This is a genomic window from Gordonia sp. LMA167 (assembly GCF_058130025.1).
This window is the reverse complement of record NZ_CM176708.1, coordinates 2,993,635-3,008,085: the sequence shown is the minus strand read 5'-3', so window position 1 is coordinate 3,008,085 and position 14,451 is coordinate 2,993,635. Positions and strand designations below refer to the sequence as shown.

The window sequence follows — 14,451 nt, the reverse complement described above, 5'->3', positions numbered from 1 at the left end:
GCCCGACGGTCTGGCCAATCTGGGTCCGCGTCCGTCATGCACCCACAGCGATGCAGGTTCACACGCGGCTCATCAACCCCCACTCTTCCAGCCCGTCGTAGAGCGGGAAGTCCAACGCGAGCGCCGAGACACGCCCCCGGAGTTCTGACACATCGGCGTCGGCACCCGCGGCCAGGGCGGTGCCGATGATGTCGGCGACCTCGGTGAACTGCTCGTCGCCGAAGCCCCGGGTGGCCAGCGCCGGGGTACCGATCCGCAGGCCCGAGGTGACCATCGGCGGTCGGGGGTCGAACGGCACCGCGTTGCGGTTGACGGTGATGCCGATCTGGTGGAGCAGATCCTCGGCCTGCTGCCCGTCGAGTTGGCTGTTGCGCAGGTCCACCAGCACGAGGTGGACGTCGGTGCCACCGGTGAGCACCGACACCCCCGCCTTGGAGACGTCGGCACCGGTCAGCCGCTCGGCCAGGATCTTCGCCCCCGACAGCGTGCGCTGCTGCCGTTCGACGAACTCCTCGCTCCCGGCGATCTTGAGCGCGACGGCCTTGCCTGCGATGGCGTGCATCAGCGGCCCGCCCTGCTGTCCGGGGAACACCGCCGAGTTCAGCTTCTTCGCCCATTCCTGCTTCGCCAGGATCAGGCCGGAGCGCGGCCCGCCGAGGGTCTTGTGCACAGTCGTCGACACGACGTCGGAATGCGGCACGGGAGACGGATGCAGGTCGGCTGCCACGAGTCCGGCGAAATGCGCCATGTCCGTCCACAGGTAGGCGCCGACCTCGTCTGCGATCGACCGGAAGGCCTCGAAATCCAGGGTCCGCGGGTAGGCCGACCACCCGGCGCAGATGACCTTCGGCTTGGCCGCGAGCGCGATCTTGCGCACCTCGTCCATGTCGATGCGGAAGTCTTCCTTGCTGACCCCGTAGGACTCGATCTCGTAGAGCTTGCCGGAGAAGTTGAGCCGCATGCCGTGGGTCAGGTGTCCGCCGTGGGCGAGGTCGAGCCCGAGCATCTTCTCGCCCGGGTTCATCAGCGCCATCAGCACCGCTGCGTTGGCCTGGGCACCCGAGTGCGGCTGGACGTTGGCGAAGTCGGCGCCGAACAGGGCCTTGGCCCGGTCGCGCGCGATGTCCTCGACCACGTCGACGTATTCGCAGCCGCCGTAGTAGCGGCGGCCCGGATAGCCTTCGGCGTACTTGTTGGTGAGCACGCTGCCCTGCGCCTGCAGCACCGCCCGGGGGACGAAGTTCTCCGAGGCGATCATCTCGAGGGTGTCGCGCTGCCGGCTCAGTTCGCCGTTCATCGCCGCTGCCACATCCGGGTCGAGCTCGGCCAGGGACATCGAATTCACGCTCATGACAGACAAGTCTATGGGCCGGGCCTTTCGATCCCGAGTTCGGCTCTCAGCTGCGCCGGGGTCAGCGGCTCGTCGAGCAGCCGGCCGAACCGGGTGAGGCGGTCGTCGGCGGGCGCCGCGTCGAGCCACTCACCGAGCAACCGGTACCCCTCGACATAGGTCGAGATGTAGGCCCGCCACAGCGGTGAGGTCAGGAATCGCAACATCTGCCGTGCCCGCTCGGTCGGTGCGAGCAACCACTGCTGGAGGAATTCGGCGACCGAATCGTGGTCGGCGCGGCGGTCGTGCAGCAGCAGCGCGGCGTCCTGGCGGACGCCGAGAAGCCCGCTCGACGCCTTGGCCATCCGCTGAGCCCGATCACCGTCGAAACGCAGGCCCAGGTCGGCGTAGATCTCCTGTGCCCAGATCCCCCACTGCGGTCCGATCGCGGCATGCAGCGCGTGGTCGGCGAGCCCTTCGGCCATCAGGCATTGCGGCGTGTTGACCAGAAAGATGGTCTGCTCCTGCTGGCCGGAGCCCACCAGCACCTCCTCCTTGCGGCAGTGCTCGGTGTGATGACCCGGGTAGGCCTCATGGGCGATGAGGTGCGGGAGGGTCGACATGTATTGCGTGAGGTCGGTGTTGATCGCGACGCGCGACCGGTAGCCGCCGAGGTAGTAGTTGAATCCCGACCACGGTTTGTCCGAGACCACCTCGAAGTCGACGATCTCATTGTCGGGCAGCGCATAGGTGCGGCGTACCCGCTCGCGCAACGCGCCGCTGAAGGCCCGGACGCACTCGTCGACCCGCTCGGGCGGGATCTCGTCCGCATGTTTGTACGCGGCGTAGGCCTCGGCAAGCGCGGCACCCGACGTACCCGGCACACCGAGTTCGGTTGCCATGGCAGCGTGCGCGTCCCGGTATGTCTGCGGATCGCCCATCGCGATGTCGACGTCGAAGTAGGAACGCACCTCGTCGACGAAAGCGATCTCCTCCCCGGCGAACTTGCGGGCCGAGCACTCCATCGCCGACAGGTGCGAGCGAACGAATTCCGCGCGCGGGGCGCTCAGGTCCGCGGGCAGGTCCGCCCGTAGGCCGCGTGCGCGGTCGGCCAGATCGGCCGGCGCCGGCGCAGGTCCGTTGGCCACCTCGGCTCGCAACGCCGGGTCGCCGGTGAACGCGTCGACGAATCCCTCCTCTAGCCGATCGAAGGCGAGACCGAGGCGTAGATAGTCGGTGACCAAGGACGACGTGGGTGTGGTCATGTTCGGAGGCTACCGACAGTCCGGGCAAACGTGCGCCCTAAGCTGTAGGACCATGGCACGCGACACGACCGGGCGGGATCCCAGTCTGTATCTGGAACTCGACCGTCGGCAATGGCGTGAACTGCGCGAATCGATGCCATTGGTACTGACCGACACAGAGCTGCAGCAGCTCGTAGGACTCGGCGAGCAGGTCGATCTCGACGAGGTCGCCGACGTCTACCTCCCGCTCTCGCGTCTCATCCATCTGCAGGTCGCCGCGCGGCAGCGGCTGTTCGCGGCGACATCGACCTTCCTCGGCGAACGCCAGACCAACCGGCAGGTGCCGTTCATCATCGGGATCGCCGGGAGCGTGGCCGTGGGCAAGTCCACAACGGCGCGCGTTCTCGCCGCGCTGTTGGCCCGATGGGAATCGCACCCCAAGGTCGATCTGATCACCACCGACGGATTCCTGCTGCCGACGGCCGAGCTGGAGCGTCGAGGCATCATGCACCGCAAGGGATTTCCGGAATCCTATGACCGACGCGCCCTGCTCCGGTTCGTCACCGAGGTGAAGTCCGGGGCCCATGAGGTCACCGCACCGGTGTACTCTCACATCGCATACGACCGGGTGCCTGATGTGAAACATTATGTGCGACAGCCGGATATCTTGATCCTCGAAGGGCTCAACGTCCTACAGACCGGAGAGACGCTGATGGTCTCGGACCTGTTCGACTTCTCGGTGTACGTCGATGCCAAGACCTCCGACATCGAGCAGTGGTACATCTCCCGGTTCCTGAAGATGCGCTCCACCGCGTTCGCCAACCCCGAATCACACTTCCACTACTACTCGACGCTCACCGACGAGCAGGCGACCATCGCCGCGCGTGACCTGTGGACCTCGATCAACCTGCCCAACCTGAACGAGAACATCCTGCCGACCCGACCACGGGCGACGCTGGTGTTGCGCAAGGACGCCGATCACGCGATCAACCGGGTGCGTCTGCGCAAGCTGTGACCCGGCGGTGCCGCTCATCTCGCCCAGGGCGGACTGATCCGTTCGCCGGTGGGTACCGTCGCACTGAGGCCGACCACCGTCGTCACCCACAGGACCGCCGCCGTGTCACCCGGATTGCTCAGGCACACAGCCGTTCCCGCCGGAACCAAGATCACCGACGATGGATCGACGGTCGATGAATCCCCGTCCAGCGTGATCGTGGGCGAGCCGGCCAGCACGAGGAACACCTCCTCATGATCGACGGTGTGCGTGGCGCCCATCTGGCCCGGCGCCACCGTGGTCCGCCACGCGCAGAGTTCTCGGCTACCGCTCGACGGCGCGACGTATGACTCGAAACGTGAGCCGTGCATATCGTGGACCGTGCGTTGACCCGCATCGAAGACCGGCATTGCACTCACCTTCAATAGACAGTATGACTGTCTTTAATCAGACAGCTAAACTGTCCATATGTCAAGCGCTTCGATGCCCTCCGCCGATTTGCTCACGCTGCTGATGCGCGCGAGTTCGGCCGTGGCCGAACGGATCAATGCCGCCGTGGTGGATGCCGGGAACCCGGGACTGCGACCCGTTCACGGACTCGTGTTCACCCGCATCGCCGCAGGTGGTGCGTCGATCAACCAGATCGCCGACCATCTCGGGATCACCAAACAGTCCGCTGCCGCGATCGTCGACGGCCTGGAGGGCAGCGGGCATGTGTCACGTCGGCCTCACCCGTCCGACCGCCGGGCCTGGCTGGTCGAGCTGACGCCGCGCGGTCGAGAGGTGACCGCGGTCGCCGCCGACGCCCTTCGGCGCGAGGAGTCGACGCTCGAGGGCGTCTGCGGCGCCGACTGCGCGCGAATCGTCGGTGACGCATTGCGATACCTCGGCGGGGACACCAAACCACGACCGGTCTGGTGACCGGACGGTGTCAGCGCAGCCGACGCTCGTCCAGACCAGCCGGATAGCGTCCGGCGACCGCGATGCGGTTCCAGGCGTTGATCATCACGATGGATGCCACCACCTGACCCAGCTCGAATTCATCGAAAACCGCTGCCGCCCGGTCGAAAACGTCGTCCGGAACACCTCGCTCCCCCAGCCGCGTGACGCATTCGGTCAACTCCAGCACAGTTTGCTCGCGATCCGAGAACAGATGTCGCGCTTCCGACCACACCGAGACCATCCCCAACGCGATGGGGTCCATCCCGGCTGCAAGGGCATCGGAGAGATGCATGTGGAGGCAGTACGCGCACCCGTTCAACTGTGACGCCCGGATCCTGATGAGTTCGTTGAGCTCGGCGGCCACCCCCTCCGACGACGCCCGCTGCAGCGCGACGAGCGCCTTGTAGACGCCCGGGTTGCTGTGCGGCATCCACATACGACGAGTGTCCGGCAGAGTCTCAGGAGTCGTGCTCATGCCGCGAACTCCCGCTCGATCCACTGGTCGAGTGTCGTCGTTGCGATCACCGACGGCTCGGCAGGGACGAGGCTGCCGTCACGGATCGGTGCTCCGCCGACCTTGATCCCCACCACCCACTTCGGCGAACCTGCCTTGCGCGCAATCGCTTTCCCGACGTCGGCGAGGTCGAGTACATCCGGCCCGGCAACCTCGACATCGCCGGACGATCCCGATGTCACGGCGTCCGCGAGGGCTTGCGCTGCGTCGTCCGCAGACAGTGGACGGCACCGCATGTGCGGAACCGCCGCGATCGGCCCGAGGCTCAGCGTGCGCATCATCTGTCGGGCCAGTTCGAAGAATTGAGCCGAGCGCACGATGATCAGGCGGTCGGCGACCACGTTGTCACGATATGCCTTCTCCTGAGCGGCTTTACCCTGGTAATAGCCGAACTTGGCGTTCACGGCCGGGTCCGCCGCGTTGATGATCGACAAACAGATCACCCTCCCGACGCCGGCCACCCCGGCCGCCGCGGAGACATTGCGCGCCACGGTGCCGAAGAAATCGATCGCCTTCTTCGCACTCGTCGTGGTGATATTGGTGCAGTCGACCACCGCATCGACACCGACCACTGCGTCGGCGAGGCCGGTCCCCAGATACGCGTCCACTCCCGCCGTCCGATGCGCCGCCACGACATCGACACCACGCTCTCGCAGGCGGGCGGTGAGCGCGGTGCCGATCTCCCCGCTCGCGCCGAGCACAACCACTTTCATGACCTTCCTCCTGTGTCTCCGCCGGTTTCTCCATATCCACGGTAAGCCCGGATTGGATCACAAAAGTGGTTCAATTCCAGCATGGAGAAGAGTGTCAATCCGGATCCCTGGGACGCCGTGGCCCGTCGTCTCGGAATCGACCTCTACCTCGACCTCCAACCCGATCCCACTGCCGGCGCCCGTGGGCGCGGGGCGCGACGGCGCAGGTCACTGGCCGACGCACTGCGTGAGGCCATCGGCGACGGCCGTCTGGAACCGGGGACGCGCCTGCCGCCCTACCGCTCGTTGGCCGCCGATGTCGGTCTTTCCCGTGGCACCGTCTCGGCGGTGTATCAGGAACTGATCGCCGAGGGCTGGCTCGTGGCGCGTCAGGGCGCCGGCACCCGGGTCGCCGACACGATCCGGCGACAGTCGCCGGCGACTGTCGCCGCGCATTCTCGACAGCGCGTCCCGAAGCACGATTTCGGCCTGGGGCAACCGAATCCGTCCCTGTTCCCGCGAAGCGACTGGATCTCATCGACACGCCGGGCCATCACCGGGGCACCCGACGGCGCCTTCGGACCCGGCGACCCGCAGGGCAGTGCAGCCCTGCGCCGATCACTCGCCGGCTACCTCGCGCGGGCCCGTGGAGTGCGCACCGAACCCGACCGGATCGTACTCACGACATCGGTCATGCACGCCCTGGAGCTGTTGTCCCGCACGGTCTTCGGCGACGAGATCGCGGTGGAGAGCTATGGACTGCCGTTTCATCGACAGAACATCGAACGCGCTGGGACGCGCACGACATCGCTGCCGATCGACGACGGTGGCGCGATCGTCGACTCGCTTCGACCGCGGCACTCGGCAGTGCTGTTGACGCCGAGCCACCAATTCCCCACCGGCGTCGGACTCTCGCCGTCGCGCCGCGCCGAGGTGGTGGACTGGGCCCGCGTCAACGGCCGGTTGATCGTCGAGGACGACTACGACGGGGAGCTACGGTATGACCGGGAACCGGTGGGAGCCCTGCAGGGGCTGGGCCCCGATGTGGTGATTTACACCGGATCGGTGAGCAAGAGCCTGTCCCCGGCCGTGCGCGTCGCCTGGTTGGTGTTACCTGACCATCTGGTCGACAAGCTGCTGTGGGTCAAAGGGATTCGTGAAGCCGATGCGAGCATGGTCGATCAGCTCGTGCTGGCCGACCTGATCGAGAACGGCGCCTATGACCGGCACATCCGGCGCAGCAGGCAGTACTACCGGGACCGTCGCGACCGCCTCACCTCGCGTCTCGCCGATATCGGCATCGTGCTTCCCGGGATCGCCGCAGGCCTGCACGCGGTCATCCCGGTGCCGGTCGACGTCGAACAGGCCGTGTTCGACGAGGCCATCCGACGCGGCTTCGCGCTCGCGCCGCTGTCGATCTTCCGACATCCCGAGACACCCGGCGACGCGGGACCGGGGACACCGCACGCCGACCGCGGCGGCATCGTCGTCGGGTTCGGCACCCCACCGGCGTCGTCGTTCTCGACCGACCTCGACGCACTCGTCGCACTGATCGCCGAATACGTCAGCGGGTGACGGTGGTCGACGCGTAGTGGCCCTGTCCTCTACTTGCCGAACCGCCGACTGCGCGCCGCGTAGTCCCGCAGTGCCCGGAGGAAGTCGACACGCCGGAACTCGGGCCAGTAGGCATCGGTGAACCAGATCTCGGAATAGGCGCTCTGCCACAGCAGGAAACCGGACAGGCGCTGCTCGCCCGAGGTCCGGATCACCAGGTCTGGATCCGGCTGCCCCTTGGTATAGAGGTTGCGGTCGATGGCATCGACGGTGACCGCATCGATCATCTGCTGGGCGCCGTCGCCGTTCGCGAGCCGTTCGTGCAGCAGGGACTGCACCGCGTCGACGATCTCCTGCCGTCCGCCGTACCCGACCGCGACGTTCACGTTCATCCCGACCCGATCCCGCGTGCGGTCCGACGCCGTCTCCAGACGTTCGGCCACCTTCAGGGGCAGCTGCGACAGGTTCCCGACGATGCGGACCCGCCAGTTGCCGGTCGGCCCCGAGATCTCGTCGACGATATCCGGCACGATCTCCATCAGTGCGTCCAATTCGTCGGAGGCACGCTGCAGATTCTCGGTGGACAGCAGATAGATGGTCACGGTCGAGATGTCCAGATCGGCACACCAGGTCAGCATCTCGGCGATGCGCTGAGCACCGACCCGATGTCCGTGACTGACGTCCTCGAAACCGGCCTCGCGCGCCCATCGCCGGTTCCCGTCACAGATGATCGCGACATGGCGCGGGAGTCGGGTGGTGTCCATCAACTGGATGAGCCGACGCTCGTAGACGCGCAGCATCGGCCGCCGGGCCCGATCGGGAAGAAGTTTCATCGCTGCCTGATCATATCGGCTCCAAAAGTTACGGTAGCGTAGGTTTGGTGAGCAGCATTGCAGAAGACCTCGCGGCGGTCGTCAAACCCCGACTACGAGGTGTGATCCACCAGTACTCGGCGTGGGTCGCCGTGTGCGCCGGCGTGGCCGTGATCATCGGCGCCGCCGTACTGCACGGGCCCGGCGCGGCGGTGGCGTGCGCGATCTATGCGCTGACCACCTTCGGCGTGTTCGCGGTGAGCGCCAGTTACCACCGCATCCCTTGGCGCACGCCGCGAGCACAGATCCGGATGAAACGCGCCGATCACTCGATGATCTTCCTGTTCATCGCGGGTACCTACACGCCGTTCTGTGCGCTCGCACTGCCGGCCGGCGTCCGATGGTGGGTGCTCGGCATCGTCTGGATCGGTGCGATCGCCGGGGTCGCGCTCAAGATCGCGTGGCCCACCGCGCCCCGATGGCTGGGGGTGTCGCTCTACACACTGCTCGGTTGGGTGATCATCGCGGTCGCTCCGGTGCTCGTCGCCCATGTCGGATGGCTGGTCATCGCGCTCCTGTTGCTCGGTGGCGTGTTCTACACGGTCGGTGGAGTGCTCTATGCCGTCCGGTGGCCGAATCCGTGGCCGGCGACCTTCGGCCACCACGAGGTCTTCCATGCGTGCACCGCGGTCGCGGCACTGGCCCACTACGCCGCGGTCTGGCTGGTGCTGACGGCCTGACGGCAGGCGCGGGTGTCGCGTACACGGACACACGGACCCTCTTCACCCGAGCGTCATCGACCCGTCAGTCTCCGGTCGGCGGGCGGACAGTCGAGCCTGATCGGCTGTCGGCATGCCCAGCACTGCTGCGCCGATCATGTCGATCTCGGCCGACAGGTCGTTGCGTGTCGGCCCCACCCGTCGCCACTTCCTCACCTGGGCGGGTGTCGCCGCCGGTCTCGCGTTCACCCCGGGTCTGCTCGGGGACACCGCCGTCTCGTCGGGTTCGCCACGCGCCGGTGATCGGCTGTTCACGCTCGGCGTCGCCTCCGGCGACCCGCTGCCGGACTCGGTCGTGCTGTGGACGCGCCTCGCGCCGGCGCCCCTGGTCCGCGGCGGCGGGATGGGTGTCGCGCCCGTAGCGGTCGATTGGGAGCTCGCCGCCGACGAATCCATGTCCCGCGTGCTCCGGCGCGGGCGGGTGATCGCGACTGCCGACGACGGACACAGCGTGCACATCGATGTCCGGGGACTCCAGCCGGCACGCGAGTACTTCTACCGATTCCGCGCAGCGGCCGACATCTCCGACATCGGCCGCACCCGGACCGCACCGGCACCTCGGTCGTCCGGTCACATGATGACCTTCACGTTCGCCTCGTGTCAGTCGTGGGCCGACGGGTTCTACGTCGCCTACGACGACATGGCCGCCCACGCGCCCGACGTGGTGTTCCATCTCGGCGACTACATCTACGAAAAGCCGATCCCCGGCGACGGCGGGCGGCGGCGCACCCGGATCATGCCGGAATCGGCCGCGCGCGAATGTCTCGACATCGCCGACTATCGCGAGCGATACGCGCTCTACAAACTGGATCCACACCTGCAGCGCATCCACCGGACCAGCCCCTTCATCACGGCGTTCGACGACCATGAGGTGGACAACAACTGGGCCGCGGACATCCCGGAGGACGGGATGCCGGTGCCCGCGTTTCTGGTGCGACGGGCGCACGCACTCAAGGCCTGGTGGGAGAACACCCCGGTCCGGCTGACCCAACGGCCTCGCGGGGCCGACATCCGGGCCTACCGCCGCTTCGGTTTCGGCCGGCTCGGCGAGTTCCACGTCCTCGACACGCGTTCCCACCGAAGCGATCAGGTCAACGGCGACAACGACTCCGCGCAGGACGCCGCGACCGCAGACCCACGCCGGACGATCCTCGGCGCCACGCAGGAACGCTGGCTCCTCGACGGATTCACACGAACCCGGGCACAGTGGAACGTTCTGGCACACCAGACCACCATCGCCGACCTCGCCCGCGATGACGGGGGCGTGCGCGCGGTGAGCATGGACGGCTGGAGTGGGTACGAGGCATCCCGGACCCGCATCCTCGACGGCGCCCGGATCCGGGGCGTACCCAATCTGGTGTCGATCGTCGGCGACATCCACCGGAACGTGGTCGCCGACCTGCGCACCAGCTACCGTCGCGAATCACCCACCGTCGGTGTCGAATTGGCGGCGACGTCGATCTCCTCGGGCGGCGACGGCCGGGACAGCGACGATCCGGACCGCGCGCTCAAGGCGGCGTCGCCGCACGTGCGATTCGGCAACGCCCAGCGCGGCTATGTTCTCAACCGGCTGCGCCCGGATCGGTGGGAGGCGGAGTTCCGGGTGGCCGACTCGATCGGCACACCCACCGCCCGACTGCATCGGCGCGCCACCGTCACCATCGGCGACGCCGACCCCGCCGTCGACGTCGTCTGAGCCGCGAATCAGCGTCCGCACCGAATTCTGCCGTCGGCAGCACCACGCTGCCCACGGCAGCACACGGCTGCGGGATCACGGACTCCCCGTGCAGGCTTCGATCATGAGCGATGACAGACAACCACTCCCCCTGAAGAAGCGGACGGCAGAAAGCCTACTGAGCCAACGCATCCTGATGCTCGACTCGGCGCTCGACGACGAGATCGGCAGCCAGCTCTGCGCCCAGCTCGTGATGCTGGCATCTGAGGATCCGGTCGCCGACATCGGACTGTGGATCAACTCTCCGGGCGGCTCGGTACCGGCCATGCTCGCGATCATGGACACGATGCAACTCGTCCCGAACGACGTGAGCACGGTCAACCTCGGCATGGCCTACAGTGCCGGACAGTTCCTGCTGTGCTGTGGGACCCGCGGCAAACGGTTCACCCTCCCGCACGCAAAGGTGTTGTTGCACCAGGGTTCCGCGGGGATCGGCGGCTATGCACCGGACATCGAGTTGCAGGCCGACGACCTCCGTCATGTCCGCGACACGGTGTTGAGGATCATCGCCGAACAGACCGGCCGGCCGCTCGAGACGATCTTCGCCGACTCGCTGCGTGACCACGTGTTCACCGCGGCGGAGTCGCTCGAGTACGGGTTCGTCGACCACGTCGTCGATCACCTGGCCCAGATCCGCCCGCTGACACCGGCATCCACCGGATTCGGGGTGAGCAGGTGAGTACCTACACGATTCCCAACGTGATCAGCCGTACGCCGCAGGGCGAGCGTGTGATGGACGTCTACAGCCGGCTGCTCGATGACCGGATCATCTACCTCGGCACCGAGATCGACGACGGCGTGGCGAACGCCCTGATCGCACAGATCCTGCATCTCGACTCCGACAATCCCGAGGCGCCGATCGAGCTCTACATCAACTCAACGGGCGGGTCGGTGATGGCGACCTTCGCGTTGTACGACACGATGCAGTACTGCCATGCCCCGATCGCCACGACCTGTGTCGGGCAGGCGTTGTCGTCGACAGCCCTGCTGCTGGCCGCCGGGACCCCGGGGCGGCGGTCGGTGTTGCCGCATGCCCGCGTGTTGCTGCATCAGCCGTCCGGGCAGGGACGCGGCACGATTCCCGATCTGATCCTCGCGGCCGAGGAGATCCTCCGCATCCGGGAGGAGATCGAGAAGGCGATGAGCAGGCACACCGGTCAGGACGTCGAGACGTTGCGACGTGACACCGACCGGGACCGGGTGCTGCGCGCCGACGAGATCGTCGCCTACGGCATCGCCGACCAGATCATCGACAACACCCGATGAGGCTCACGCAGCCAGGGCCACCGGCCCCCGTAGGTCGCGCATCGGCACCACCGCGGGGACCGATACGAGGTGCGGGGTGGCCCGCAGGACCGGCACCGGAGCCATCCGGGACAACTCGCGGGCGACCTCGCGGGTCAGGTCGAGCAGGGTCAGTCCGAGCGCACCGGACACCGCCGCCAACAATTCCGACGACGCGTCCTTGCGCCCTCGCTCGAGTTCGGAGAGATATTGACTGGACACTCCGGCGCGCCTTGCGGTCTCCACCAGGCGCTCACCGCGCTCGTGGCGGTGTCGGCGGATGATCCGGCCGGTCACCTCACGCCACAGCGGTTCCGTTTCCGGGAGTCGGCGGTCCATGAAGCGATGGTAGGTCGGCGCCGGCCGGACGCACCGCCGGTTCTGCTATGAGCAGAACCGGCGGCCACTCACCACACTCCGTGTCGGACGTCGCGGTCAGCTGCGGGCCAGCGCCGCCAGCACGGTGGCGCTGGCCTCCCAGTCCATGCACTTGTCGGTCACCGACTGACCGTAGGTCAGCGGCCGGGCGTCGGGCGACTGCGCGCCGGCTTCCAGGAAGCTCTCCAGCATGACTCCGCTGATCCGTGGCGTCTCACCGGCGGCACGGGCGGCCCGCACCGATTCGGCGATCTCGCGGGCCACCTCGGCCTGACGCACGTGGTCCTTGCCCGAGTTGGCGTGCGAGCAGTCGATCATCACGCGTTGCGGCAGGTCCGCCTTCCCCAACGCCGCAACGGCACCGGCGATCGACTCGGCATCGAAGTTGGGGCCGGCGGTGCCACCGCGCAGGATCACATGGCAGTCGTCGTTACCGGCGGTCTCCACCACCGATCCATGGCCGAAGTCGTCGACTCCGAAGAAAACGTGCTGGGCGGCCGCGGCCTTCACACCGTCGATCGCCACCTGAACGTTGCCGTCCGTGCCGTTCTTGAATCCGATCGGCATCGACAGACCGGACGCGAGCTGCCGGTGCACCTGCGATTCCGTGGTCCGCGCGCCGATGGCTCCCCACGCGACCGCATCCGCGATGTACTGCGGGCTGGTCGGCTCCAAGAACTCACACCCGACCGGCAACCCGAGATCGATGATGTCCAGCAGCAACGAGCGGGCAGTGCGCAGGCCCCGCTCCACGTCGAACGATCCGTCCATGCCGGGATCGTTGATCAGACCCTTCCACCCGACGGTGGTGCGCGGCTTCTCGAAGTACACCCGCATGACGATCTTGAGACGGTCGGCGTGATCCCGCGCCAGCGGTGCCAGGCGACGCGCGTAGTCGAGGGCGGCGATCGGATCGTGCACCGAGCACGGACCAACGACCACGAGCAGGCGCTCGTCGCGACCCGCGAGGATGGCAGCGATCTCGTCCCGGTCGGCCTGCACGGTGAGCGCACGTCGTGACGTCAGCGGCAGCTCGCTGCGAATCGTGTCCGGCGAGGGGATGGAACGGAAGGACTTGATCCGACGATCCGAGGTCGATTCGGCGGTCGTTCCTCCGCCAGCGGTCAAGTCTTGGATGGTGGTCACGTCATGCCTTTCGGGGTCAGGCCCTGGTCGTTGCGGGTGGCCCCTGGTTGCTCATGGAGCTATTGCTCGTGGTGAACCGGAGGCCTGAAATGACGAAAGCAGCAACCGATTGGTTGCTGCTCGGGGCTCCGGGTGTTTACGCGCGCGACAGTCAGTGCTTCATCGCGGCCCCACCCGGAGCCTCGATAAAGCGCCAATAGACGCGTGCGGTCTTCATCACGGCGAATAGGCTAACACGACACTCGTCGACGACAAATTGCGTCCCGATCGGGTTGGACGCACGCGCGGTCCATCGGGGTCAGGGAGACACGATCGCGAAGCCGCGCCGATCGATGAAGTGCAGTGTCCGTGCGACCACGGCGATAAGATGCGCTCCATGCCGACCACCCACCAGATCGCGGCGTTCGCGGTGGCCGCGTTCGTGATCATCGTGATCCCCGGCCCCAGTGTCGTCTTCGTGGTCGGACGTGCGCTGGCACATGGCCGACGCACCGCACTCGCAAGCGTGTACGGCAACAGCCTGGGGCTGCTGTTCGTGCTGGTCTTGGTCGCGGGCGGCCTCGGGTACGTGGTGCAGGCGTCTGCCGGTGTGTTTCTGACCATGAAGCTGGTCGGCGCCGGTTACCTCATCTGGCTCGGGGTCCAGGCGTTCCGTCACCGCACATCGCTGCTGTCAACGGCGGATCCGGCGCTCTCCGAGGGCGTTCCAACGGGACGCGCGATCGGCCAGGGCTTCGTGGTCGGGGCGACGAATCCGAAGGCCTATCTGATGTTCGCGGCGGTCATCCCCCAGTTCATCGACCGGTCAGCGGGTCATGTCTCCGCGCAGATGTTGCTGCTGGGCCTGATCGCCTTCGTCATCGGTCTCACCTCGGACAGCATCTGGGCGCTTGCGGCGGGGCAGTTCCGTTCGTGGTTCGTCTCGTCTCCGAGTCGAGCGTCGGCTGTCGGCGCGACGGGAGGTCTGTCCATGATCGGACTGGGGGTCGGGCTGGCCGTCTCCGGGCAGCACTGACCGACGGGAGTTCGCGGACAGAAGCGTCGGTC

The 14,451-nt window shown here is 67.1% G+C and carries 16 protein-coding genes; 8 read left to right on the top strand and 8 right to left on the bottom strand.

Going from position 1 to position 14,451, the window contains the following annotated elements; genetic code table 11:
- Nucleotides 1-58 precede the first annotated feature (58 nt).
- Together glyA and ACVT6V_RS13585 are read right to left on the bottom strand one after the other, a co-directional pair.
- Nucleotides 59-1,336 carry a serine hydroxymethyltransferase gene (glyA, locus tag ACVT6V_RS13590; RefSeq protein ID WP_489900804.1) on the bottom strand — a complete coding sequence of 426 codons (1,278 nt, stop codon included), beginning with the start codon at nucleotides 1,334-1,336 and terminating at the stop codon, nucleotides 59-61.
- Nucleotides 1,337-1,362: 26 nt separating this feature from the next.
- Nucleotides 1,363-2,595, bottom strand: a complete 1,233-nt coding sequence (locus tag ACVT6V_RS13585; protein ID WP_489900283.1) for a DUF885 domain-containing protein — start codon at nucleotides 2,593-2,595, stop codon at nucleotides 1,363-1,365.
- Nucleotides 2,596-2,647: 52 nt separating this feature from the next.
- Here ACVT6V_RS13585 and coaA point away from each other — a divergent pair, with 52 nt between their 5' ends.
- Complete coding sequence (coaA, locus tag ACVT6V_RS13580; protein WP_489900282.1) at nucleotides 2,648-3,589, top strand: type I pantothenate kinase; 942 nt, start codon at nucleotides 2,648-2,650, stop codon at nucleotides 3,587-3,589.
- Between the two features lie 14 nt (nucleotides 3,590-3,603).
- On the opposite strand, the gene ACVT6V_RS13575 is transcribed toward coaA, so the two are convergent.
- A complete protein-coding gene (locus ACVT6V_RS13575; RefSeq protein WP_489900281.1) occupies nucleotides 3,604-3,978 on the bottom strand; it encodes a cupin domain-containing protein in 375 nt (124 codons plus the stop codon).
- A 58-nt stretch (nucleotides 3,979-4,036) separates the two neighbouring features.
- Between ACVT6V_RS13575 and ACVT6V_RS13570 the strand changes: the two genes are divergently transcribed.
- Nucleotides 4,037-4,489: a MarR family winged helix-turn-helix transcriptional regulator gene (locus ACVT6V_RS13570; RefSeq protein ID WP_489900280.1), complete on the top strand. Its 453-nt coding sequence runs from the start codon at nucleotides 4,037-4,039 to the stop codon at nucleotides 4,487-4,489.
- Nucleotides 4,490-4,499: 10 nt separating this feature from the next.
- Here the strand turns inward: ACVT6V_RS13570 and ACVT6V_RS13565 are convergent, their stop codons facing one another.
- Together ACVT6V_RS13565 and ACVT6V_RS13560 are read right to left on the bottom strand one after the other, a co-directional pair.
- Nucleotides 4,500-4,985: a carboxymuconolactone decarboxylase family protein gene (locus tag ACVT6V_RS13565; protein WP_489900279.1), complete on the bottom strand. Its 486-nt coding sequence runs from the start codon at nucleotides 4,983-4,985 to the stop codon at nucleotides 4,500-4,502.
- Nucleotides 4,982-5,737 (bottom strand): SDR family oxidoreductase, encoded by a 756-nt coding sequence (locus ACVT6V_RS13560; protein ID WP_489900278.1) that lies wholly within the window; start codon nucleotides 5,735-5,737, stop codon nucleotides 4,982-4,984. Before ACVT6V_RS13560 ends, ACVT6V_RS13565 begins: the two co-directional genes overlap by 4 nt.
- 81 nt (nucleotides 5,738-5,818) lie before the next feature.
- Between ACVT6V_RS13560 and pdxR the strand changes: the two genes are divergently transcribed.
- Nucleotides 5,819-7,291 (top strand): MocR-like pyridoxine biosynthesis transcription factor PdxR, encoded by a 1,473-nt coding sequence (gene pdxR, locus ACVT6V_RS13555; protein WP_489900277.1) that lies wholly within the window; start codon nucleotides 5,819-5,821, stop codon nucleotides 7,289-7,291.
- A 29-nt stretch (nucleotides 7,292-7,320) separates the two neighbouring features.
- Here pdxR and ACVT6V_RS13550 read toward each other — a convergent pair whose 3' ends face one another.
- On the bottom strand, nucleotides 7,321-8,103 hold the full coding sequence (locus ACVT6V_RS13550) for an isoprenyl transferase (RefSeq protein ID WP_489900276.1): 783 nt from the start codon (nucleotides 8,101-8,103) through the stop codon (nucleotides 7,321-7,323).
- Nucleotides 8,104-8,150: 47 nt separating this feature from the next.
- Between ACVT6V_RS13550 and trhA the strand changes: the two genes are divergently transcribed.
- The 4 genes from trhA to ACVT6V_RS13530 all read left to right on the top strand — a co-directional run bounded on the left by trhA (nucleotide 8,151) and on the right by ACVT6V_RS13530 (nucleotide 11,862).
- Nucleotides 8,151-8,822: a PAQR family membrane homeostasis protein TrhA gene (trhA, locus tag ACVT6V_RS13545; protein ID WP_489900275.1), complete on the top strand. Its 672-nt coding sequence runs from the start codon at nucleotides 8,151-8,153 to the stop codon at nucleotides 8,820-8,822.
- 112 nt (nucleotides 8,823-8,934) lie between these two features.
- Nucleotides 8,935-10,557, top strand: coding sequence for an alkaline phosphatase D family protein (locus tag ACVT6V_RS13540; RefSeq protein WP_489900274.1), 1,623 nt, complete (start codon nucleotides 8,935-8,937; stop codon nucleotides 10,555-10,557).
- A gap of 103 nt (nucleotides 10,558-10,660) precedes the next feature.
- Nucleotides 10,661-11,275, top strand: coding sequence for a ClpP family protease (locus ACVT6V_RS13535; protein ID WP_489900273.1), 615 nt, complete (start codon nucleotides 10,661-10,663; stop codon nucleotides 11,273-11,275).
- Nucleotides 11,272-11,862, top strand: coding sequence for a ClpP family protease (locus ACVT6V_RS13530; protein WP_489900272.1), 591 nt, complete (start codon nucleotides 11,272-11,274; stop codon nucleotides 11,860-11,862). The genes ACVT6V_RS13535 and ACVT6V_RS13530 overlap by 4 nt, the downstream gene beginning before the upstream one ends.
- Nucleotides 11,863-11,865: 3 nt before the next feature.
- Here the strand turns inward: ACVT6V_RS13530 and ACVT6V_RS13525 are convergent, their stop codons facing one another.
- Both ACVT6V_RS13525 and ACVT6V_RS13520 read right to left on the bottom strand, forming a co-directional pair.
- Entirely contained in the window at nucleotides 11,866-12,219 is a 354-nt protein-coding gene (locus ACVT6V_RS13525; protein ID WP_489900271.1) for a helix-turn-helix domain-containing protein, read from the bottom strand.
- Nucleotides 12,220-12,315: 96 nt separating this feature from the next.
- A complete protein-coding gene (locus ACVT6V_RS13520; protein ID WP_489900269.1) occupies nucleotides 12,316-13,404 on the bottom strand; it encodes a 3-deoxy-7-phosphoheptulonate synthase in 1,089 nt (362 codons plus the stop codon).
- 376 nt (nucleotides 13,405-13,780) lie between these two features.
- On the opposite strand from ACVT6V_RS13520, the gene ACVT6V_RS13515 reads away from it, so the two are divergent.
- The gene (locus ACVT6V_RS13515) at nucleotides 13,781-14,419 is read left to right on the top strand and encodes a LysE family translocator (RefSeq protein WP_489900268.1); all 639 of its coding nucleotides are present in this window, start codon (nucleotides 13,781-13,783) and stop codon (nucleotides 14,417-14,419) included.
- Nucleotides 14,420-14,451: the final 32 nt, after the last annotated feature.